This is a genomic window from Saltatorellus ferox (assembly GCA_007751475.1).
In the GTDB taxonomy this organism is placed as follows: domain Bacteria; phylum Planctomycetota; class UBA1135; order UBA1135.
This window is the reverse complement of sequence record CP036434.1, coordinates 2,548,187-2,567,503: the sequence shown is the minus strand read 5'-3', so window position 1 is coordinate 2,567,503 and position 19,317 is coordinate 2,548,187. Positions and strand designations below refer to the sequence as shown.

At 67.7% G+C, this 19,317-nt stretch carries 14 protein-coding genes; 4 read left to right on the top strand and 10 right to left on the bottom strand.

Annotated features, from left to right (window positions below):
- From Poly30_RS09160 to Poly30_RS09145, 4 genes are all read right to left on the bottom strand, one after another.
- A complete protein-coding gene (locus Poly30_RS09160) occupies positions 1 to 1,299 on the bottom strand; it encodes a DUF1501 domain-containing protein (protein ID WP_145196482.1) in 1,299 nt (432 codons plus the stop codon).
- 31 nt (positions 1,300 to 1,330) lie between these two features.
- Positions 1,331 to 2,824: a DUF1800 domain-containing protein gene (locus Poly30_RS09155; protein WP_145196480.1), complete on the bottom strand. Its 1,494-nt coding sequence runs from the start codon at positions 2,822 to 2,824 to the stop codon at positions 1,331 to 1,333.
- 176 nt (positions 2,825 to 3,000) lie between these two features.
- Positions 3,001 to 3,657: a methyltransferase domain-containing protein gene (locus Poly30_RS09150; protein WP_419191162.1), complete on the bottom strand. Its 657-nt coding sequence runs from the start codon at positions 3,655 to 3,657 to the stop codon at positions 3,001 to 3,003.
- A gap of 105 nt (positions 3,658 to 3,762) precedes the next feature.
- Positions 3,763 to 5,355 (bottom strand): VWA domain-containing protein, encoded by a 1,593-nt coding sequence (locus Poly30_RS09145; protein WP_145196476.1) that lies wholly within the window; start codon positions 5,353 to 5,355, stop codon positions 3,763 to 3,765.
- 192 nt (positions 5,356 to 5,547) lie between these two features.
- Between Poly30_RS09145 and Poly30_RS09140 the strand changes: the two genes are divergently transcribed.
- Complete coding sequence (locus tag Poly30_RS09140; RefSeq protein ID WP_145196474.1) at positions 5,548 to 7,158, top strand: patatin-like phospholipase family protein; 1,611 nt, start codon at positions 5,548 to 5,550, stop codon at positions 7,156 to 7,158.
- Positions 7,159 to 7,161: 3 nt separating this feature from the next.
- Here the strand turns inward: Poly30_RS09140 and Poly30_RS09135 are convergent, their stop codons facing one another.
- Positions 7,162 to 7,515, bottom strand: coding sequence for a hypothetical protein (locus Poly30_RS09135; protein WP_145196472.1), 354 nt, complete (start codon positions 7,513 to 7,515; stop codon positions 7,162 to 7,164).
- A gap of 180 nt (positions 7,516 to 7,695) precedes the next feature.
- On the opposite strand from Poly30_RS09135, the gene traF reads away from it, so the two are divergent.
- Entirely contained in the window at positions 7,696 to 8,940 is a 1,245-nt protein-coding gene (traF, locus tag Poly30_RS09130) for a conjugal transfer protein TraF (protein ID WP_419191161.1), read from the top strand.
- Positions 8,941 to 9,006: 66 nt separating this feature from the next.
- Here traF and Poly30_RS09125 read toward each other — a convergent pair whose 3' ends face one another.
- Positions 9,007 to 11,697, bottom strand: a complete 2,691-nt coding sequence (locus Poly30_RS09125; protein WP_419191160.1) for a sigma-70 family RNA polymerase sigma factor — start codon at positions 11,695 to 11,697, stop codon at positions 9,007 to 9,009.
- Positions 11,698 to 11,878: 181 nt separating this feature from the next.
- On the opposite strand from Poly30_RS09125, the gene Poly30_RS09120 reads away from it, so the two are divergent.
- Together Poly30_RS09120 and Poly30_RS09115 are read left to right on the top strand one after the other, a co-directional pair.
- Positions 11,879 to 14,149 (top strand): S9 family peptidase, encoded by a 2,271-nt coding sequence (locus Poly30_RS09120; protein WP_145196466.1) that lies wholly within the window; start codon positions 11,879 to 11,881, stop codon positions 14,147 to 14,149.
- 246 nt (positions 14,150 to 14,395) lie between these two features.
- Positions 14,396 to 16,414 carry a hypothetical protein gene (locus Poly30_RS09115; protein WP_145196464.1) on the top strand — a complete coding sequence of 673 codons (2,019 nt, stop codon included), beginning with the start codon at positions 14,396 to 14,398 and terminating at the stop codon, positions 16,412 to 16,414.
- Positions 16,415 to 16,545: 131 nt separating this feature from the next.
- On the opposite strand, the gene xylB is transcribed toward Poly30_RS09115, so the two are convergent.
- The 4 genes from xylB to Poly30_RS09100 all read right to left on the bottom strand — a co-directional run bounded on the left by xylB (position 16,546) and on the right by Poly30_RS09100 (position 19,139).
- Entirely contained in the window at positions 16,546 to 18,102 is a 1,557-nt protein-coding gene (gene xylB, locus Poly30_RS09110; RefSeq protein WP_145196462.1) for a xylulokinase, read from the bottom strand.
- A 386-nt stretch (positions 18,103 to 18,488) separates the two neighbouring features.
- Complete coding sequence (locus Poly30_RS09105) at positions 18,489 to 18,689, bottom strand: hypothetical protein (RefSeq protein ID WP_145196460.1); 201 nt, start codon at positions 18,687 to 18,689, stop codon at positions 18,489 to 18,491.
- Positions 18,690 to 18,692: 3 nt separating this feature from the next.
- The gene (locus tag Poly30_RS28290; RefSeq protein ID WP_419191159.1) at positions 18,693 to 18,860 is read right to left on the bottom strand and encodes a hypothetical protein; all 168 of its coding nucleotides are present in this window, start codon (positions 18,858 to 18,860) and stop codon (positions 18,693 to 18,695) included.
- 66 nt (positions 18,861 to 18,926) lie between these two features.
- Entirely contained in the window at positions 18,927 to 19,139 is a 213-nt protein-coding gene (locus Poly30_RS09100; protein ID WP_145196458.1) for a hypothetical protein, read from the bottom strand.
- Between the last annotated feature and the right edge of the window lie 178 nt (positions 19,140 to 19,317).

The window sequence follows — 19,317 nt, the reverse complement described above, 5'->3', positions numbered from 1 at the left end:
CTACGAGAAGAGGCCGACCGGCGTGTGGCTGTGACCGGGGAAGGCGAGGGCCGCGTTCTGCAGCCCGAGCCTTCGCTCCAGCGCCTCGGCGAAGACGTCGCGCAGGTCCGTCGTCACGGCCAGCGCGCCGCCTTCGAGCGCGGCGGGCACGAGGCCCGGCCAGGTTCCGAAGACCTGACCGCCGTTGACCGCGCCGCCGAGGGCGAACGCCACCCCGCCGCGGCCGTGATCGGTGCCGCGGCTTCCGTTCTCGTCGACGCGGCGGCCGAACTCGCTGTAGACGAGCACGGTGGTCCGATCGAGGTCCGGGCCGAGGTCCGCGCGGAACGCGGCCAGCGACCGGCCGAGGTCGTCGAGGCGGGACGCGAGATCTCCGCTGTTCGGCCCCATGTCATCGTGATCGTCCCAGTCACCGTGCTCGACGTGGATGACCTCGGTTCCGATGTTCTCGATCAAGAGCGTGGCCGCGTCCCTCATGCGCGAACCGAGCAGCGTGTCCGGGTAGGCGGCCAGCGGAGCGGGCGTGCGGCCGAAGTCGATTCCGCCGAGCACGTCGAGCGCCGCGACCGCCGACATGCCGGACTGGGCGACTCGGGTGCGGACGGACTGACTCCCGGGCGCGCCGATCGCGTTCAGATGCATCGCGGCGAGCGCCGCGCGGCGACGGGCCGAGGTCGAGGCGTCCCCGTAGTCGGCGAAGTTCCCCGGATCGTTGACGGGAATGACGCGAGGGCCGCCCTGGAGGGTTCGCGGGAGCACGGCGCCGAGCGCGAGGCCCCGGGGGGCATTCGACGCGGCCTCCGGGACGCGCCGGAGGGCGCGTCCCGCCCAGCCGCCCGGCGTTCCGGAAACGGCCTGACCGATGACGCCCGCGTCGATGGCGCGACGCGCGGCGAAGTGCGACCGGGTCGGATCCTGGCTACCGACCGCGTGGAGGACGGCGAGTTCCCCGTCGCGGAACATGCCTTCCAGCGGCGCCAGTGACGGGTGGAGCGTGAACATGCCGTCGAGCTGAACGGCGCCCTGGGAGGCGGAGGTGGGAACGAGCAGGCCCGGACGCTGCGCCTGGAGCGCGCTCGCCTCGAAGGCGGGCACGACGGCGGAGAGACCGTCGAGCCCGCCCCGGAGGTAGACGAGGACGAGCGTGTCGCGGGAGCCACCGGAGGGACTCGGAGCCGCGCTGGCGAGGCCGCCGGTTCGGGCCGCGCCGAGTGCGGCGGCGGCGCCGAGGGTGAAGGCACGTCGGCTGGGTCGAAGGGAGCCGGAGCCGCTCGGCATGGACTGAGTGGAATCGAACATATCTGTGGTGAAAGCGTGGGAGAGCGGCGGATCAGATGGTCTGAAAGCTCGGGCTGGAGGCACCGAGTTCGAAGGCAGCGAGGAGGTCCGCTGCGCCGGGAGTGGACGGGGCCCCGTCGACGAACGCCTGGATGGCTTCGACGTCGGAGGTGTCCATCTCGCCGCCGGTGAGCGCCGCGGATACGCAGCGCCCCCAGGCCTCGGGCCCCACGCCCTGGCAGAACGAAGCGAGCTTGCCGCTCGGCACGCTCGACCAGCTCGTCCAGCCGTTGAGGATCGCCGAGGCGAAGCGCCAGCGCGGCGCCAGGTTCGACGCCCACGCGTCGGTCTCGTCGGGATAACCGTCCGGATCCGGCCATTCGAAGGGCACTTGCCCGAGCCCCGCCAGCCCGTAGACGGCCGTCGACGGATTCGTGATCTCGATCTCCAGCGCGCGCAGGAACGACATGCCAAAGTGGAACGGCTGCTTGAGGCGCCTGCGCCGCCAGGGCTGGACCGCGCGGAGGGACTCCACGCTGAGGATCTCGCGCAGCATCGCCCGGATGTCACCGTCCGTCGCGAGGAAGACCCCCGTGACGCGATCGACGATCGACTGACCGGAGACCATCACGAGTCCCGCGGCAGCGTCCTCGCCCAGGAACCAGCGCACCAGCTTGGACGACACGTGCCTCGCCGTGCGCGGGTCGAGCGCCAGGAGCCGCAGCACGCGCACTCCGTCGAGCTGTCCACCGTTCGGAATCAGGCGACCGAGTACGGTCTTGTAGCCCTGATCATGCACGGAGCTATCGAAGCGGAACGTGCCGAACGCGCCGGGCTCCCAGTGACGCACGTAGGTCCAGCCGGTGAAGCAACGCGCGACCTCTCGCACGTCCTCCTCGGTGTAGCCGTTCCCCTCACCGAGGGTGTGAAGCTCCAGAAGTTCGCGCGCGTAGTTCTCGTTGGGCAGCCCTGCCCGGTTCGAGTCCTGATCGAGGAACGCGCCCATGGCCGGGCTCATGGCGACGGCCGCCAGGAACTCCGGGAACTTGCCGAACGCATGACGACGGATCACTCGCTCCTCGTGAACGGGACGCAGGTAGTTGGCGTCCTGCGCGGTGAACGGCACGTTGAAGTGATCGTTCCAGAAGTCGACCACTCGTTCGAAGAGCTGGCGTCTGGAGTCCTTCGCGCGCAGGATACGCACGGACTTCGACTCCTCGGAAAGGCGCCACCCGCCGCCGCCGTAGTTCTGGCGAAGCGTGGCAGAGTCCATGCCCTGGACGGCGCCCACGCCGAGCCACGGATACGCACCGAGGCGCGCGTCCATGCTCGAATCGTCGATCAGCTCGGGTTGAAGCTGCAGGTCGAGCCACGCATCTTGACCGAGCGCGTCGAGCTCGGCTCGATCCTCTCGCCTATGGCCGAAGGTCGCGCGCGCCATGAGGCTGCGCCGAAGGCCGGCTGCGCCGATCACGCTGGCGGAGGCCGTCGTTCCCGATCGAGTCGGCGCCGAGGCGTCGATCCCGGATGTGGTTCCTGTTTGCATGGATGCTGATTCCCCTTGTCGCCGACGAGCGAACCATTCACTCCGTCGGGACAGGGCGGGTTATAGGCACCCTCGGATTCACAGCCCTTCATGGGATGAGCCTCATGCGCGACGCCTGGTCGCCCGACCACGCGATTCAGCGTCGAAAACACGGACCGCCTGCTCCGCGTGTCTCGTTACTGGGCAGGAGCGAGGCCCGTTTTTTCCGCGCGAAGCCAGAACTCTTGCCAGGTTCGGCGCTTCAACGGCCGCGACACGGGCTCGGAAACGCGCTCCCGGAACAGCGGGCCGAGCGCTTGCATCAGCGCCTCGCAGCTCATCCCGAACGGTGGACCGCCGTCCTCCACGGGCTTGCCTACCGGAAAGACCAGCGCCGCGTAGTGACCGGCGGGCTTGAGGATCCGAGCGGCCTGTTTCCCCCAGCGCGCCCGATCACGGGGCTGGATCGCACAGAAGAACGTGTGGTCCCAGATGAGGTCGAACTCCTGGGCCTCTCCGATTTCCAGCGCGTCGCCCACGACGAACGTCCCGCCGAGCTTCTCCAGCTGCGGCGCGACCTCGGCCACGAGGCTCTCCACCACGTCGACCGCCGTGACCACCCAGCCACGCCGCGCCAGCGCGATCGCGTCGTGCCCTCGACCGGCGCCCGGAACGAACACGCGCGCACCTTCGTGCGGAGGCGCGAGACGACCGTCCTGGAGCGCCAGGGATAGTTCGGGGTGCGGCGCTCCGTTGTCCCATGGGGTGTCCTCCGCCGCGTAGCGCGCGGACCAGTCGACAGGATCCGGGGGGACGGGAGAGGTGCCTTCTGAACGGGGGGGACTTGGCTTCACGGACTCTACGGTCGTGTTTCCGGGTCGCCAGCGCAAGGCTGACCCATGTCTTCACGTCGCATCCACGGGAGGGGGCGGATCCGCGATTCCCAGAGAGCCTTCGTGTCACATTCGAAGACAGAGCGTTCGACCACCGGTTCGCTCCGCCACGCTCGCCCATGCGCGTTGGAGCCGAGGCGGCGCGTCCAGCAGTACGAAGTCGAAGATGACGGGACGAAAGCGAGTTTGTTCAAGGAGTAGCTCCCCCATGAGCTCGACGTCCCATCGGTGCCCACCCGTGGGCGCGCCGTCCGTGAGGACCAGGATTCGATCGATCCCTGGCGCGCTGAGCGCCACCTGGGCCGCCGCGTAGAGGTTCCCCTGACCGCGCATGGTGGCCTTCCGGAAGAAGCGCTTCGCCGCGCTGAGTTCGCGCCGGCTGGCTTCCAGGGGCTCGACGGAGAATGGATGGGGCTCGCCCGTGAACGGAACGAGTAAGAACCGGCTCTCGGGATCGATGCGGTCGAGGAGGCGGTCCATCTCGGGGTCCAGCAGGTCCTTCCGGCAGGATCCGTCCTCCCGTTCGTTCCAGAGCGACCCCGAGAAGTCGACGAGGACCGCGAGGCGATCGCTCTCAGGCCCGAGGCGCTCCAGGGTGGCGGCAGATTCCCGCTCGGGTCCGGATTCCGATCCGGAAGGGCGCCCGGCCGCCGCCGCGATCGAGCCGACCCAGTCGTCGGGCAGTCCGCTCACGGCATGGGCCCAGGCGGCTGCGTGGTCCTGATGCTTGAGCCCGGTCAATCCCTGCAGCGTCGCCACGATCCGGCCGCGCAACGCGACGCGCGGCTCGGTCTCCAGCCGGGCCGCCAGCGCCGCGAGATCGTCGCGCGTGGGCTCCATCTCGGGGACGAGCCGGATCGCCATGGCCCGCAGGCCGGGCTCCTCGTGGGCCAGCGCGGCCACGACCCCATGCCGGGCCCCCGTGAGGTCGCCGATCGCTCGCCCCGCGTGGATCCGCCCGAGGAGCAGCGACCCGAGGGATTCCCCTCCGGAGATCCGCGCCAGGTCCGGATCGTCCGCCAGGATCGAGGCAGGATCGAGCCGTACGATCGCCTGGATGGCCGCGGCTCGAATCGGATCCCCGACGCGCCGCGATAGCAGCGCCGATAGATCCTTCGCCAGCTTCGTGGGGTCTCCCTCCAGGCGGCCTGCCGCGGCCAGGCGCTCGATCGACCAGAGCAGCGCCCGCGCGACCTCCCCCTCCCGTCGATCGACCCGGTCGACGAGGTCCTCGCCGTCGATGGGCCCCTCCATGCGCCCGAACGCCTCCGCGACGCGCAGGCGAACCAGCGTGTCCCGGGAGCGAAGGCCGCGGGGACCGAACAGCTCCTTCTGAACGACCTTCGACCCGAGCGTCGCCTCAAACGCAGGCAGCACCAGCTGGGCCTCGTCCGCCGGCTCGGCGAGATCGTCGGCGAGCGCCTCCAGCACGAGCTCGAACGCCTCACGCGAGCCCAGCACGCCGAGCCGGGTGACCGCGCGACGGCGCGCGTCGGCGTACGGAGCCCGCAGCTTCGACTCCAGCTCCTTCACCTCGCGGAGCGTCTCGCGGCGCTGAAACGAGGTAGCAGGGGGCGCCAGCGCCGGGATCACACTCAGGAGAATCGGGAGGCAGGGCAGAATCGAAAGGAAGGGAGGACGGGTGATCGTGGTCCGCATGGCAGAGGAGGGAGCCGGCAGCTCCTCGGAACTTGCGCGTCCGCCGAGGCCCTGACCCGGGCCATTCCTGACGAACTGCACCCAGGCGACCGATTCGCGGCCGATAAGGTTGCTGATCGCTCCCCCGCGCCCCTTAAGGTGCTCCGCTCAGCGGGCAAACTTCAGGGTCAGAGCCCCGCCCCCAACCCTCCCATGAGCGACACGGAAGAACCACCGATCGGCCCCATCGCGCTATCCCTTTCCGGCGGCGGATTTCGAGCTGCGGGTTTTCACCTGGGCGTTCTGACGGCACTCCAGAGGGCCGACCTGCTCGGCCAGGTCCGGGTGCTGTCCACGGCCTCCGGCGGAACGCTCCTCGGGGCCCGCTGGCTCCTCGGCATGGCGCGCAACGAGCCCTTCGCCGAGAGCCACTACCAGGTCGCCCATTACCTGACCGAGTCGCAGCCCCTTCGCAGCGCCATCCGCCGGGCCGCCCGCGAGCGGCTCACGCTGACCCAGGCTTTCGCGGAGGAACTGGAGGCGACGCTCTTCGACGACTCGCGCTTCAGCTCCCCGACGCTCCGCGAGATCTACGAGTCTCGTACCTCGATCGAGGAAGGCAGCTTCAACGCCACGATCGGCCGCAACGGGCAGCCCTTCCGCTTCACCTTCAGCCGCGGGAACAGCGCCAGGATCGGGAACCAGGACACGCACCTTCCGCGCAAGGTGGCCCAGCACCTCCGGCTCTCCGACGTGGTCGCTGCCTCGTGCGCCTTTCCGGGGGCCTTCGAGCCCATGGTGATGCCGAACGACTTCACCTGGCCGGATCTGGAGCTCGCCGAGGCCGCCGCTGAATCGTTCACGGGCGCTCCAACGGGACTCGTCGACGGCGGCGTCCACGACAACCAGGGCATTAGCTCCATGCTCCTAGCGGCGAAGCGCATCAGCGGCGCGACGGCTTCGAGCGGGAGTCCGATCGACCTCTTCTTCGTGTCGGACGCCGAGCGCCGACTCGAAGCCCCGGAAGCGCGTACGCCCAGGCGCAAGAACCGCTGGAGCCCCACGTTCAAGATCTGGCACGTGTCGGCGCTCTCGTGGCTCGCGATCCTCGGTGCGTGCGCCTCGATCTTCCTGACCTGGAAAAAAGTCGAGGCCGAGCGCACGATCAACGACTTTCGCTGGCCCGTCGACGCGATCGCGTTCGGCGTGCCCATCGCGGTGGCGCTGACGCTGATCGTCGGGATCCTCTACGTGCGGCGCGTCATCAGCCAGGCTTTCTCCCCGCTGAAGCCCCATGTGGGCAAAAAAGCGTGGCGCTCGATCCAGCGCGTCCGCGTGCGCGACGCCATAGAGGCGTTCCAGACCCGTGGCAAGTCGCTGGAAGCCGTGGCGGCCTACGCCTTCCCCCAGCGCGTCCGCTCGCTCGTCTATCAGTCCGTCTGGAGCAACAGCGCGCTGAAGGGCAAGCGCGCGGCCTGCCACATCTACGAACTCCTGCAGGACCAGTTCAAGCACGTCGACGGACTCTATGCCCCGACGTCGGACTTGCTCGACGCGGTGGGCCGCGCGGCGAGGCTGTCGACGGGCCTCGAACTCGCCTCGCCCGCAGAACTCGAGGACCTGCAGGTCACCGGACAGGCCACGGCGATCGCGAATCTCCTGGAGCACCTGGAGTCGCGCTACGGACGCGACCGCGCGAAGTGGTCCCTCGAGGTTCTCGAGCTCGACGGCCGTCTCCGCGAGGACTGGAACGCGATCAACACCTCGGGCAAGCCGCTGCGTCCCCTCGGGGAAACGGACAGGAGCGGGCGCCGAAAGAGATGACGATCAGCCGACGGTCTTGTCGGCCAGGTACACAGTCGAGACCGCGATGGCGACGAGCACTGCGGCGAGGACCGAGAGCAGTCCGGTCTTCTTCGGCATGCGGTAGGCCATGCCCGCGAGCGCGGAGAGCCCGAGCCAGCAGACGATCTTGATGATCACCCAGGGGGCCGCGGCGCTGTAGCCGAGCCGGGCGAGGAGCCCGAAGCCCCCGACGAGCATCACGAGGCTGAAGATGCCCGTGAAGGCCATCGTCCGCTTGCGCGTCTCAGGCGTGGGCGCCGCAAAGGCGCCGAAGGTCAGCGCGGTGAGCAGGAAGCCGCTGACGACGTGGAGGATGTAGTAGATGCTGGCGCTCATGATCGGCGTGGGGTCGTTCAGGAGTCTGCCGCGCAGGCTCCTGGGGGGAGAAAGGGCCGGGGATCGTACGCTCGGCGGCTGCCGGCACGGCGTGTTTGCTCCGTCGAAACTCTTCGATTCCATGGGAATACGACCGACGCTCGATTGGGCGCCAGCGGACGGAAAGCTATGGTGCGAGCCATGGCCGATTCAGCGAAGAAAGGCGCGTGGGGAGGCCTGTTGGCGGAGGGATGGCGGCTCTCCGGGTGGCCGGTCGCCGCAGCGGCGGTCCTGCTGGCGCCGAGCGCCTCCGCCCAGATTTCCTCGGGCGCTCGCAGCGACGCGATGGGAGGCGCGGGCGTCGCCTCCGCGCTGCCGACCGCCGCCGCCTTCGTGAACCCTGCGCTCACTCGGTTCCGAGATGAGGCCATCGGTCTATCGGTCGTGGCGCCGTTCGTGACGGTGACGGCTCGGGATCCGGAGGAACTACTCAATGCGCTCGATGAGTTCCAGTCGACGCTCTCCACCCTGGAAGCTCTGGTAGCCGCCGGCGACCCGACCGCCGCGACCCTGCGTCCGTTCGCCGCCAGCCAGCTCGCCGGCCTGGGCTCGAGCGCCATCGATGTCACGGCCGATACGGGGATCGCCGTGCTGATCCCGAACGTCGACTACACGGTCACCTTGAGCGCGCGCACCCGGGTCGACGCGCGCGCGCTCCCGTTCATCGACCCCTCCGACGTGGCCACGATCAGCGACCTGAACAGCACGTCGGCGGACCTCGACAGTCTCCTTTCCGAAGCCGGTGTGGTCGGCGCTTCCGTGACCGAGTTCGGCGCGACGTTCGCCATCGAAGGGGAGATCAACGGCCACCGAATCTCCGCCGGCCTCACGCCGAAGGCCCAGTGGATCGAGACCTACAACTATTCGACGGGCGTGACGAGCTTCGAGGATGGCAGCGTCCTCGACGAGTTCCGCAGCGCCCCCTACCGCAACCACTTCAACGACTACAACGTCGACCTCGGTATCGCCTACGAGCTCCAGCCCGGCGCCACCGTGGGCCTTGCCGCGCTCAACGTTCTGCGGGACTCCTACACCACGGTGAATCAGGGCGGGCGCGAGTTCACCTACTGGATCGAGCCACGGCCGACGGCGGGCATCGCTCTGAGTCAGCTGGGCTTCACCTTCACCGCGGACCTCGACCTCATCAAGACCACGCGCTTCCGTGGGATCGGCGACTCGCAGTTCCTCCGCATGGGCTTCGAGTACGACGCGTTCGGCTGGGGCCAGCTCCGCGCGGGCTTCAGCCATGACTTCATCAACACCATCCAGGACGTGTTCACCTTCGGTCTCGGGGTTTCGCCGGCGGAGACGGTCCGTCTGGACCTGGCGGGCCAGCTGGGCAATCATTCCCTCGGAGCGGCGCTACAGCTTTCGCTGACTCTGTAGGGGCGAGTGGTCTCGAAAGTGAGCTCCAGTGCGTCCTGCGGACGCGGAGGGTTCATTCGGCTCAAATCAGCGGAGAATCTCCTGAACGGTCTCGGTATCGCCGTCAAGGGGAATGGACTCAACGGCTTCCGAACCGCGCATGAGAGTGATCGTGTCCGCGTCAGTCGTCAGCGCAAAGACCCCGGTCCGGCCGGCCTCCACGGGGAGACGCAGCATGTTCGACGAGCCGTCGGCGAAGAGGCGCAGGATCTCCTGGGGCTCACCGTCGAAGCCCTGGACCGTCACTCCGTCGATACCGAGGCTCGGATCCAAGATCTGCACGGAAACCTCGATCCGAGCGGCCATCTCGATCAGGAAGTCGAGAGGGTCGTCGACTTCCTCCACGGACACGGAGAGTGGCGTCACACCGTCCCCCGCAATCCAGAAGTTCACGTGGGACTGCGGGATGCTTCGGAGCGTGAAACGGCCCTCGTCGTCGGAACGAACTCCCCCGCCGTAGAAGAAGCGCGTGACCGAGGAACTTCCCCCTTGAACGCTCAGGTCCTTCGAGAGTGCCGTGACCCATGGCGTCACATTCACGCCCGGCAGCGGATCACCGCGCCGCGTCACGAGACGGCCTCGAATCTCCGGATAGACGCCTCCTGTCGGCACCCGAAGCACCACGCCACGACTGCCAGCACGGAGGGGGTCGCTTTGAAAGCCGAAGTCCAGGTTCGGACCGAGCACGTTGAGGACGTAGCTTCGATCGAGCAGGCCCGTGACTTCGAAGCGGCCCCGATCGTCCGTGAGTACGTACGGCAGCATGGAGGTCGACTCCCCCACGCCCGTGGCGGAACTCGACTCCTGGGGCTCGCGGCTGCGCCGCAGCTCACCCCGGGAGCGCGCGGCTTCGAACGGATCGCCCAGACCCGACGCGAGCCCCTCGGCGCGAACGGGGTACGCGCCGAGTACGCCGAATTCGGTGGGATCGTGGAGCCAGACGCGCGCGCCAGCCTTCGGGTTTCCCTCCGCATCCACGACCTCCCCCGCGATCGACATGGAAGCGCGGCGAAGACGGATCTCGACGTCCTCGGGCCAGCCGCGGCGAGGCCCCGCCGTGTCACCCGGGCGCGGGAAGGTTTCGGGCTGCGTTCCGAACGCAATGGCGCGAAGTTCGCTGACGTCGCCGCTGCGCGCGAGGTCGATTTCGAAGCGGCCGTCCTCGTCGGCTCGCACCATCTCGTCCCCCATGGCGATGCGCGCAGCCGCCGCTCCGACGCCGGTGGAAAGGAGGACCCGGCCGCTCAAACGCGTCCCTTCGGGGATCGGCGGTTCCGCAAGCGTGATCCGAAGCCCCTCCTGGGTCGTGACAGGCGCCTCGATCTGCGCCGAGGCTCCTTCGATGGTGGTGGCTTCGAGAGTCGCTCCGCTGGCCGCAGGCACGTCCGTCATTCGAAACGCTCCCTCGTCGTCGGTCGTCGTGCGCCAGTCCCTCCGAAGGGAACGGGCCGTCGAGGCGTCGAAGCGCGTGACGAAGTCCGCAGGCAGATCGAGAATGACCTCGATGCCTGGCACACCTGCGCCCCAGTCATCGACGACGGTGCCGGCAAGATCGATGGCGCTCGCCACGATCACCAGCGGCTCCTCTCCCGACTCCACGCGAAACACGCCGGGACGAACGGTGACCCAGCCTCCCCCGACCGAGGCTTGGAGACTCCCCGAGGCGAGTGCTGTCTCCATCATGAAGCGCCCCTGGGGGCCACTGGTCGCTGCGTCGGGGAACGAATCTTCGGCCCTCGGACGCCCCTCGACCTGCACCCGGGCGCTCTGAACACTCTGAATGCGAACGCCGGCCACGGGGATGGCGTCGGCCCTGAGTACCTGACCTTCGATGGAGTAGATGGGAGCCGACGCGGGAGGACTGGGCCCCGGGCCCGCCTCGCCGAGAGAAATCGACTCCCTCGAGCCAGGCGTCTCCCCCATGATCGACGGTTCGTTGGCCGCTTGACCTTCGTCCGGCAGAGGCCCCTCGTCCGTTTTCACCGCCCGTGGCGACGTGGCTGCCTCCCGCTCCTCCTGGTCCGCGGGACTCGGGTAAGCCAGGTAAAGCGTGCCGCTGATGATGGCCGCACCTGCGACAACAGACAGGATCTTGACGTTCATTCCGATTCCTCCAAGGACGGTGATGGTGGCGGCGGAACGGACGTCCCGCGCCATGGGCAGAACGGCGAGGAGCCACGCCGTGCGGTCGCCTCCGCTCTCTTGATCAAGTTCGAGGCGAAGCCGCTCGAGGCCCCGCGCCAGCCGGCTCTTGACCGTGGCGACGGGAACGCCCTGGCGCTGCGCGATCTTGCGGGGCGGAAGGCCCTCCCAGAAGCGCAGGAGGAGCGTGGAGCGGGTCGGCTCCGCCATGCCGAGAACCAGCCTGGCGAGGCGCTGCCCGGTCTCCACCTCGGACACGAGCTCCTTGGAAGCACTGGCGCTGGCCTCGCGGCGGAGTTCCTCACCCTTCCACGCGGCGAGATCACCGCGGCCGGTCGCCCGCCGCGCCGCGTCGGCCGCGCGCCGCCGAAGCACCCGCGAGAGCCACGGCCGCGGACTTCCTTCGCTGAGAAGGGGCGGTGCCTGGAGAGCGGCCAGCGCGGTCTCCTGAACCAGATCTTCTGCGAGCGAAACGTCATGCACGAGGCTGCGGGCGAGTCGGCGCAGCCAATCGACGTGCTGGTCGATGCGGTCCGGGTCCATTCGAGGGACCTCTGTTTCCTGGGGGTGTTCCATGCTGGCTCGTGCGTTATGACAGGAAGGAATCGCTCGCCCCGACCGATCGAATGCACAGATCGCAGAAAAGGATGCGGAGTCGGCCCTGAGCGCTCGATCCTCCCTGAGGATGCGCCGGCCTGCGCCCACCTCAACACCACCGTCAGGCAAACCTCGGATCGCCTCCCATCCTGGACCCGTCATGCCCTCGACCATCTCTACTCCTCGTCTCGCTCTCGCCCTCCTCCTGCTCGGCTGCGCCGGCACCTGGGCCTGCGCCTCGGGCTCCCGGAGCCCGGGCACGCCGTCCGATGGGCCCTCCGTTGCCTCCGACTCGTTCGCGCGGGAAGCCGCCCGGGGCCGCGCCAATCCGGAGCCCGTGGGACTGGCCCCAGTGGCGAGGAAACAGCCGAAGGAACTCAGCGCCCACGGGGATACGCGGATCGACGACTACTACTGGATGCGCGAACGCGCGAACCCCGAGGTGCTCGCCTACCTCGCCGAGGAGAACGCCTACGCGGAGGGCAACCTGAGCCGCTTCGCGGACGTCCAGGAGGATCTCTTCCGGGAGTTCGTCGGCCGGATCCAGGAGACCGACGTCACGGTCCCGGTGACGAGCGGCCCGTTCGAATACTACGCGCGGACGTTTGCGGGGAAGCCCTACCCCGTGTACTGCCGCCGGCCCGCTTCGGCCGCGGTGGATTCGATCGAGGCTCCGGCGCCGGGTGAGATCAGCGACGCCGAGACCGTCCTCTTCGACGTCAACGCCATGGCGCGAGGCTCGGAGTTCTTCCGCCTCGGGGCGCAAGTGCCCTCGGAAGACCACGCGCACATCGCGTACGCGTTGGACCGCGTGGGTCGGAGGATCTTCGACGTCGAGATCAAGAACATCGAGCGCGGCGACATCGCGCGCGGGATCACCGGCACCTCGGGGAGCATGGAGTGGTCGGCGGAGGGGGCGTACCTCTTCTACGTCAAGCGCGACCCGGTCACCCTGCGCGCGTTCCAGGTCTGGCGCCACCGAATGAACACGCCCGCGGCGCTCGACGAACTTGTCTACGAGGAGGCCGACGAGACGTTCTCCTGCGAGGTGACGAAGTCACGCTCGAACGAGTACCTGATGATCGTCTCGCAGCAGACGCTCTCCACCGAGGTTCGAATGCTGCGCGCAGACGATCCGCTCGGCGCCTGGCAGGTGTTGATCCCACGCGAGAGAGGTCACGAATACAGCGTGGAGCCCGTGCGCGAACGACTTTACATCCGGACGAACCGGGACGCCGAGAACTTCAAGCTTGTCATCGCTCCGCTGGGCGCGCCCGACCAGTGGACCACGGTGCTCCGACATCGTTCCGAGACCCTTTTCATGGGTTTCGAGGTGTTTTCCGATCACCTCGTCGCGACGGAGCGGAGGGGCGGCCTCGTCCACCTGGTCGTCCATCCGACGACGATGGACTCGGGCTTTCGGTCCTTCGAGATTCCCTTCGAGGACCCGGCCTACACGGTGCGACTGACGGGCAACGAAGCGTTCGACACCCGTCGGATTCGCTATGAGTACAGCTCGCTGCGGACGCCGCCCCGGACGATCGAATTCGACCTGGATCAGGAGGCGCCGGTCGTTCTGAAGGAGGCGCAGATCGGCGGCGGCTTCGATGCTGACGAGTACGAGGCCCAAAGGATCTTCGCCGAAGCAGAAGACGGCGCGCAGATCCCCCTCTCGATCGTCTACCGGAAGGATCGCGGAGAGAGCCCGGGTCCGCTCCTGCTCTACGGCTACGGCTCCTACGGCAACAGCCTCGACGCCACCTTCCGACCGAACGTGATCTCGCTCCTCGATCGCGGCTTCGCCTACGCCATCGCGCACGTGCGAGGCGGACAGGAACTCGGTCGTGCCTGGTACGAGTTCGGGAAGCTCGAGCACAAGCGCAACACCTTCACCGACTTCATCGCATGCGCCGAGCACCTCGTGGCCGAAGGGCTCACGGATCCTGGCCAGCTCTACGCCCAGGGCGGTAGCGCAGGGGGCCTCCTCATCGGAGCCGTGGCGAACATGCGCCCCGACCTGTTCCATGGCCTGATCGCCGACGTGCCGTTCGTCGACGTCGTGACCACGATGCTGGACGAGACCATTCCTCTGACGACGTTCGAGTACGACGAATGGGGCAATCCGAACGAAAAGCTCGCCTATCGGACGATGCTCGAGTACTCGCCCTACGACCAGGTGAGCCGCCAGCCTTACCCCAATATGCTAGTCACAACGGGCTTCCACGATAGCCAGGTGCAGTACTGGGAGCCCGCCAAATGGGTCGCCAAGCTGCGCGCGACCATGACGGGCGACTCGCTCCTCCTGTTCGACTGCGAAATGGAGGCCGGCCACGGCGGCGTCTCAGGACGGTACGACCGACTCCGGAAGGCGGCCCGGAGCTACGGATTCCTCGTCTGGCTCCAGGGGCAGGAAAAGAGCGCGTCTCAATGAGCGAAAAGTGCGCTTGAAGGCCCCTCACACGCGGCGAACTGCCCCATTGCGGCGGATCGCCTGTGTAAGGGAACACCTTCATCCTTGCCTACGTCCGGGTAGGGGCGGAGACTTCACTGCACCCAAGTGTGAGTGGTGCATCCGGGCCCCCGCGGGCCGGGGCATTTCTCCTCTGTTCTCAACATCAGCCTGTCCGGTTCAGCTTCCTCGCTCGTTCCGCCGGCCTACTCTTCACTACGACGCTCTATGCGAGTTCTCTCAACCCTCGGCGCTGCAGCATGCGGCGCCTTCATCCTGTCCGGGCTGGCCTCGGCTCAGAACAGCGATGAATGCTCCACCGCCACGCCGGTGGCGGGCCTCGGCACGTTCGCCATGGACACCACGGCAGCCACGAACAGCGGCAGCTCGCCGTGCGGCGGTATCGGCCAGGACGTCTGGTTCGCCTGGACGGCTTCGGCGACTGAGTCGGTTCAATTCTCCACCTGCGGCGGAGCAGGCTGGGACACGGCTCTCGCCATCTACGGCGGCACCTGTGGCAGCCTCACCCTGCTCGACTGCAACGACGACGATTGCGGCCTCCAGTCCCGGGTTCAGATCAGCGCGATGGCGGGTCAAACCTACTTCCTGCGCGCTGGCGCCTACAACGGCCAGTCCGGCGGAACGGGCACCTTCACGGTCGCCCAAGCGGGCAGCGGAAGCGGCGGCTGCACGAACCCCTCCACCGGTCCTGACGTCATCGTCGGCGACATCAACGGAGCTTCGACCTTCGGCACCGTCGGCAACATGAGCGCCTATTCGCTCGGCACGACCTCCTGCAACGTCGGTGACCAGGAACTCCTCTGGATCGCCGGTAACAACCAGCACCCGGTGATCGGCCAGAACATCTTCCGCATGGAAGACGGCCGCTTCGAGCAGATCGGCCTTGGCTGGCTCAAGCACGGCTTCACGGCCCTCCAGCAGAACCTCTGCTGCGATTGCAACAACTCCGGCACCGGTACGCGCCTCGGCGTCGGCTGCTCCGACCCGTACGGATCGGGCCTCAACGGCAGCCAGAGCGGTCTCGGCCCGCGCTCCCAGGTGAACGCCTTCACCGGTGCGTTCTCTTACCCCTTCCTGTTCCAGGGACAGACGGGTGACGCGATCTACAAGCGGATCCAGGTCCTCACGGACGACGTGAACCCCTCGATGCACCCGACCGCTCGCTACTTCGGCGAAGCCCAGTACGTCACCCCCGACGACTCAGCCGCAGGCCACGGTGCCAACAGCATCTCGTACTGCGATCTCAACCGCTCGAACAGCACGACGGGTGGCGCCTACCGCCTCAACACCGTTAACGGTTCCACCGTCCGTGAGCTTTGCGCCATCCGTGGCTGGGAAGCCGCTGACTCGGGCGTCGTCGCCGAGGACATTCAGGTCCCCGGTGAAGGCCTCTTCGTCGCGGGCAGCAACGCGATCGACAACAACGATGGCACCTGGACCTACAACTACGCCGTCTGCAACATCAACAGCGACTTCTCCGGCCGTCAGTTCACCGTCCCGTTCGGCATGAACGTGACCGTGTCCGACGTCGGCATGTCGTTCCCGATGTACCACTCGGGCGAGCCGTACACCAACATCGCCTGGACCGGCACGATCAACGCTGGCAACGTTTCCTGGGAGACCGAAGGCTTCATGCAGAACGCGAACGCCAACGCGCTTCGCTGGGGCACGACGTACAGCTTCTGGTTCACCGCGAATGCGGCACCCCAGACGGTGACGGCCAGCCTCGGCCTCTTCAAGCCGGGCAACCCTGGCGACCAGAACGTGGCTCTTATCGGCCCCGGTGACGGCAACGGCAGCAGCGTCGTGATCAACAACTACTGCATGGCGAACTCGAACTCGACCGGACAGCCCACCGCTATCGTGGCCTCCAACGTCGACCTCATGGCTCGCACGATGCAGCTCGACTCGCTGAACATGCCGCAGAACGCCTTCGGCTTCTTCATCACGTCGCTCAGCCAGGGCTTCGTCGCGAACCCGGGTGGAAGCTCCGGTAACCTCTGCGTCGCTGGCAACATCGGCCGCGGCGTCGGCGGAGGCGTCCTCAGCTCGGGCACCGCAGGTTCCTTCACCGGAATCGTCGACCTCGACATGATCCCGACCCCGACCGGCACGACCTCGGTGATGGCCGGCGAGACGCGCTACTTCCAGTCCTGGCACCGGGACGCGATCCTCGGCATCGCAACGTCGAACTTCTCGGACGGCGTCCGCGTTCAGTTCCCCTGATCGGATCGGTTGAACTGGCTTCCCGCGGTCTTGCATCGCGGGTGGCTGGTCACGCAGCGAGCCCCGCTGTCCCCGCTGGGACAGCGGGGCTCGCTGCTATTGGCACGAATCTCTCGAAGCCCATCGCGCTCCTAGGAAAGTGTCTTCACCTCGGCCGCGAACCGGCGCTTCATCTCCGCGACGAGCTCCGAGCGATCGGAGGAAGGCTCCGCCACCTCGTCCGCCAGGGCCACGACGCGCTGACTCATCGCATCCGAACTCGGATCGCCAGCCACGGCGCTCGCCACCTGCAGCGCCGCGCCCATCGCCGCCGTCTCGGTCTCCACGACGAGCCGTACGGGACAGCCGAAGACGTCGGCGAGAACGCTCCGCCAGAGCCAGTTGCCAGCGGCGCCGCCGACGAGTCGAACCTCGTCCACCCCGAGTCCGAGCTCACGCATTCGATCGACTCCGAGCCCGAGGCTGAGCGAGACGCCCTCCATGGCGGCGCGATACAGGGCCGCCGCCTGGATCGACCCCGGAATGCCGACGAGCCGCCCACGGGCGTTCGGAAGGTCAGGCACCCGCTCCCCTACCAGGTACGGCACGAACAGCATCCCATCGCAGCCTGGCGGCACGGCTTCCGCCGCGAGAGTGAGTTCTCCGTGGCCCTTCCCGGTGAGATCGCACACCTCGTTCAGGACGCTGGTGCAGTTCATGATGCAGAGGAGCGGGAGATGCCCGGGCTCTCGATTCTCACCCTCGCTGGAGCTCCTGAACGCCGCGATCGCGCCCGTCGGATCGTCCAGGGGCTCCGCGCTGTAGGCGAAGACCGTTCCCGAGGTCCCGAGGCTGCAGGTCACGACGCCCGGACGCGTGGCTCCGGAACCGATCGCGCTCATCATGTTGTCTCCGCCCCCGCCGGAAATCGCGATGCCCTCGCGGAGCCCGAGCGCGTCGGCGGCGCTCTTCCGCAGCGTCGCCACGACGGCATTGGAAGCCAGCACGCGGGGAACCTTCTCCGACAGGCCGGCCGCGATGTCGTCCAGAGCGCCCACGTAGGGATCCTCGCTTCCGCGCAGCACGCCTTCCCGCAGGTAGCCAGTACCGGAAGCGTCGCCCGCTTCGGTGAATAGGTCCCCGGAGAGCCAGGCGTTCACGTAGTCGTGGGGCAGAGCCACATGGCGAACCTGCTCCCAGACGGAGGGCTCACGCCGGGCCACGTACCTGAGCTTGGGTGCCGTGAAGCCAGCGGGCACGGTGCGGCCGAGTTCCGCGCTGATCTCCCGCGCTTCGGCAGCCGTGGAGGTGTCGCACCAGAGCTTCGCCGCGCGTACGGGCTCGAGGGCGGCGTCCAGGAGCACGGCGCCGTGCTGCTGGCCCGAGACGCCGATGCCGCGCACTCGATCCGCGACGAGAGCGGCGGTCCCGGCCACACCTCCTGCGACGGCGTCAGCCAGCGCCGCCCGAACGGCCCGCTGGATCGCGTCGATCCAGATCGTCGGATGCTGTTCCATGTGGCCTGGCGGTAGGCCGGCGATCAGGTCGTAGCCGGTGGCGCCTCGGCCTCGCACGCAGCTGCCGCCGGGCCCACTGACGTCGACCAGAAGTGCCTTGGTGCCCTGGGTCCCTACATCGAGGCCCAGCCAGAGTTCTTCGCCAGCAGCGGGTGGACCGGCAGCGGGCGGTTGAGAAGGTTGGGAATTCACCGAGGCATTAAAGCATGCGTAGCCCCACCTGCGATCCGCGGGCTGGAACCTGGCCCCCCGGACGGGGCCTGCGAAGCCGCGTCCAGGATCTAGGTCCCAACCTGGTTTTCACAGGAGGGGCTCCGTCTCTCGTCCCCCGGGTCGGTGAGCGCGGCCCCGGGGCCAGGGGCTCCGGAGACCGATCTCGCCAGGCCGGATCGCTCCGACCGTCGAGGTACCGGGCGCTCCCACGCTCGGTACCTAGGAGTGTCCTGCGGGGCCGAAATCGTCTCGGCAAACTCTGGAAAAGTCGCGACGACACGAAAAAAGTCCGTCCCGGCGGTGCAGGGACGGACTTCGGGCCGTCCCCGGGCGAGACAACGGTGCCCGGGTCCGGAAGATGGGGATCAGAGGATGTAGGCGTCGTCCTTCTTGACGTCTCCTTTCAGCTTCAGCTCGTGCTTGGCCAGCGCTGCCTTCAGCGCCTCCTCGTCGAGCTTGGCGTCCTTCGTCTTCATGTGAACGATGATCTCGGGACCTGCGAAGATCTCCTCCACATCGTCACCCAGCGTCTTCATCAAGGTCTCACGGACCTCGCCGGATTTCACGCTTCATGTGAGCCCGGGGGTAGCGGCCACGTAGGCCGCAGCTGCCCTCTGGGTCTCCCGGCTCGTCAGACTGACGAATTTGAGCCGCTTCTTCTCGATGGCGGCCTTGAGGGCCTTTTCGTCCACCTTGGCGTCCTTCTTCAGCGTGAAGGTCGCTCGGGTGCCGCTCATGAAGAGCTTCTCGATGTCGTCTTTGATCGTGGCCTCGACCGCCGCACGGGCGTTCCTGGCCGCGCTTCAGCCTGAGCCGGTAGCGTCCATGATCCAGACCGTGATCTTCTCGGCCTTCTTCTCCTTGTCCTTGTCGGTGCCTTTCGAGGCGTCCTCGGGTTTCTTCTTGTCCTGGATCTCCTGTGCGGCCGCGTCGGAGGGGTCACCGACCAGCGAACTGGCGGCGATCCCAACGGCAGCGAGGCCGAGGAGGCTCAGGATGAACGGTGTTGCCTTCATGGATTGAATGGGCTGTTGGCTGAATGGGCGCCCGTCGGGGGCGCCGTGGTGTGGACGAACGGAGGGCTCGCGGCCCTCTCACACCATCATTCGACGCCCGGCACCCTTTTGGACGGTCCAAATCACGATCGAGACAAAACGCCGCAGCCCAGGAAGCCAAACTTTGCCGAGCGAAAAC

Bases quoted from the DNA above. Each gene is read 5' to 3' on its own strand.
- Poly30_RS09140 (WP_145196474.1), top strand. From the start codon at position 5,548: ATGAGCGACACGGAAGAACCACCGATCGGCCCCATCGCGCTATCCCTT.
- Poly30_RS09100 (WP_145196458.1), bottom strand. From the start codon at position 19,139: ATGAAGGCAACACCGTTCATCCTGAGCCTCCTCGGCCTCGCTGCCGTT.
- Poly30_RS28290 (WP_419191159.1), bottom strand. From the start codon at position 18,860: ATGAGCGGCACCCGAGCGACCTTCACGCTGAAGAAGGACGCCAAGGTG.
- Poly30_RS09135 (WP_145196472.1), bottom strand. From the start codon at position 7,515: ATGAGCGCCAGCATCTACTACATCCTCCACGTCGTCAGCGGCTTCCTG.
- Poly30_RS09120 (WP_145196466.1), top strand. From the start codon at position 11,879: ATGCCCTCGACCATCTCTACTCCTCGTCTCGCTCTCGCCCTCCTCCTG.
- Poly30_RS09115 (WP_145196464.1), top strand. From the start codon at position 14,396: ATGCGAGTTCTCTCAACCCTCGGCGCTGCAGCATGCGGCGCCTTCATC.
- Poly30_RS09125 (WP_419191160.1), bottom strand. From the start codon at position 11,697: ATGGAACACCCCCAGGAAACAGAGGTCCCTCGAATGGACCCGGACCGC.
- Poly30_RS09155 (WP_145196480.1), bottom strand. From the start codon at position 2,824: ATGCAAACAGGAACCACATCCGGGATCGACGCCTCGGCGCCGACTCGA.
- Poly30_RS09160 (WP_145196482.1), bottom strand. From the start codon at position 1,299: ATGTTCGATTCCACTCAGTCCATGCCGAGCGGCTCCGGCTCCCTTCGA.
- traF (WP_419191161.1), top strand. From the start codon at position 7,696: ATGGCCGATTCAGCGAAGAAAGGCGCGTGGGGAGGCCTGTTGGCGGAG.
- Poly30_RS09145 (WP_145196476.1), bottom strand. From the start codon at position 5,355: ATGCGGACCACGATCACCCGTCCTCCCTTCCTTTCGATTCTGCCCTGC.